This is a genomic window from Actinomycetes bacterium, from assembly GCA_022599915.1.
GTDB lineage: Bacteria > Actinomycetota > Actinomycetes > S36-B12.
Genome location: JAHZLH010000013.1, coordinates 1 through 2623 on the forward strand (window position 1 = coordinate 1; position 2623 = coordinate 2623).

A 2623-nucleotide genomic window follows, 5' to 3' on the forward strand; every position below is an offset into this window, starting at 1 on the left:
GGTGCCGCTATTACTTCACTCAAGGTAACTAAGAATGGGGGGTTTGCGTAGATTCTTCACGAAAAATGGGTGAGGTTTTCGCCACTTCGCGACGATTTACCCACTCTGGTTTCCGCGCAGCGCATTGCGGATTTGTGTCGAATCGGGGGAATTTCGCGCCAAAACAGGGGAACGGGGCTGCGGCGACTTATCGTGGCGCCATCATGATCTTGTTAGTTGGCCGTGATGGCTGAGTCAGTTTCGGGGGCATCAGAGGTTCGAGCGACCGCTCGCGACCACCCAGACGTCCTCTCGGTGTGCCGCTGGTTACCGCAGCCATTTGCCTTCGGTGCCTTCTCTGGTCAACACGATCTAGTGCATTGCCAAGATAAGCAGGCTTTGGTGAACCTGTGGTTTGCCGCGACCCCGGTTCATGAGGGCGACTATGTGGGCCCGCCGCGCGGCGGGCTGGTCCCCGGAGCAGAACCGGACTACGACGTGGCTATGCCCGCTGGTGGGTTCTTGCAGGTTCGAAGTGGTGAGTTGTCCGGTTGGCAAGACGCACCGGGGGACGTTCCTTTGATTCGGGCAGACGGCAGCGACTTCCTGCCCGAGTCCTACGGGTCGGGTGCCCCGTATTTGGCGGAGCAGTACCGCGCGATGACGGCTGACGATCGATTGAACGCGTTAGCCGCAGTTCGGCGGCGTCGGCTGTCGGTCGGCGGACCGGCTCAGGTTGATCAGGACGATGTCCGGCCCTCCCCGCAGCGAGATGCGGAGGCACAAGCGATAGCCGACTGGGTAGAGGTATCCAAAGACCCCCAGCTGTGCGACTGTGACGCGAGTCGCGACGGCCATGCCGCCAGCGCTCGTCGACGGGGCGTGCCGGGATCAGTACTGGCTCACGGCGGCGCGGTGGCGACGCTGGTTGGCGGGGGCTCTGCGGCTGATGCCTGTGAAGTGGTCTGGCGGTTGACCGCTCAAGTGTCCGATCCCGATCACTCCGGCCTCGCGCAGGCTGCCGAGGTGGCGGCTCGTCGACAGGCCGAGCAGGTCAGTGGTTGGCCAGACGCACCTCTTACGGAGGAGGCAGTCGCTGTTGTCGCGGCGCAAGCGTTGCGGTGGCACGGCGCTGAGATAGCGCGCGACTTGCCGTTTTGGACGTTGGGTTGGATGTTCATGGCCGGCAGCGTTCTTGATGGTCTGCTCGACGGTGATACCCGCCGCCGGCGAGCGTTGCGCGCGGCGGTGTTGGATAGAGCGGATCGGATGCGGATGCGCCGAGTCGCCCGGTCCTGGGCAGTGGCGCAGTCCGTGGAGCGAGATTTGGAGCAGTTGACCACGGCAACCCCGGCTGCGGATGTGGTGGATTTGCGCGTGACTTCCTTGGAATCCCAGCCATCGGACCACGATGCGGACGATTATGACCGAACCGTCGAGAGCGTGATTCGGGAGTTGGCCTCACAATAGGGGTAATGGAAACCCTTGAGACTGATGTCCTCGTAGTCGGAGCGGGGCCGGCAGGCGCCGCCGCTGCAGCCTGGTGCGCTCGATCCGGACTGGAAACGATTCTCGTGGACGCCGCCGAATTCCCCCGCGACAAGCCCTGCGGCGACGGTCTGACCCCGCGAGCGGTCGCCGAAATGCGAAGGCTGGGGATGGCGGACTGGCTGCAAGATCGTCCTGCCAACTGGGGGCTGCGGGCGCACGGCTTTGGCAAGACGTGGCACCTGCCGTGGCCGGGGGGAGCAATGCCCAGCACTGGTAGCGCGGCAGCTCGCAGCGAACTCGACGCTGCCATCTTGGAGGAAGCACTCACGAGCGGGGCGCAGTTCCTGCCGGGCGCTCGAGTGATGGCAGTAGATGTGGATCACAAGCTGCGGGGCGTCGAAATCATGACGTTGTCGGGAACCCGCTATATCCGGTGTCGGCGAGCGGTCATTGCCGACGGCGCTCGGTCACCTGTCGGGCGGATGCTGGGCCGCGAGTGGCACCGCGAGACGGTCTACGGGGTGGCTGCCCGGGGATACGCAAAAAGCATGCGGGCAGATGATCCGTGGATTTCTTCCCACCTAGAACTGCGGGGGGCCGACGACGGGATCTTGAGCGGCTATGGCTGGATCTTCCCGCTAGGAAATGGCCAGGTCAACATTGGCGTAGGGACACTAGCCACGGTGCAGCGTCCCGCTGACGTCAATCTACGAAAACTGCTGCAGCACTACTTCGAAGGCCAACGCGAAGAGTGGCAACTCTTGGGCACGCCTGAAGCGGTCAGATCAGCTCTGCTTCCTATGGGTGGGGCAGTAAGTGGTGTCGCTGGCCCGAACTGGACCCTGATCGGTGATGCGGCAGGTTGCGTGAATCCACTGAATGGCGAAGGAATTGACTACGGATTGGAGACCGGTCGCCTTGCCGCGGAGCTGTTTGATCAGGGTGAGGCGACCGACAGTGACATCAGCCAAGTCTGGATTGATGCGTTGTCCTCGCACTATGGACCGTCCTTTTCCGTTGCTCGCCGACTGGCTGGATTCCTGACTCAGCCGGAACTGCTGCGACGAGCTGGTCCGGTCGGCATGCGTTCGCGCTGGCTGATGACGGTGGCCTTGCGGCTGATGGGAAATCTGGTGACCGAGGAAGACCACGA

2 protein-coding genes are annotated in these 2623 nt (G+C 63.1%); both read left to right on the forward strand.

The window, feature by feature from the left end; genetic code table 11:
* The first annotated feature begins 225 nt into the window (after positions 1-225).
* A complete protein-coding gene (locus tag K0U62_02250; GenBank protein ID MCH9800339.1) occupies positions 226-1449 on the forward strand; it encodes a hypothetical protein in 1224 nt (407 codons plus the stop codon).
* Between the two features lie 5 nt (positions 1450-1454).
* Positions 1455-2623: geranylgeranyl reductase family protein (locus tag K0U62_02255; GenBank protein MCH9800340.1), on the forward strand; the 1169-nt coding region annotated here is incomplete at its 3' end.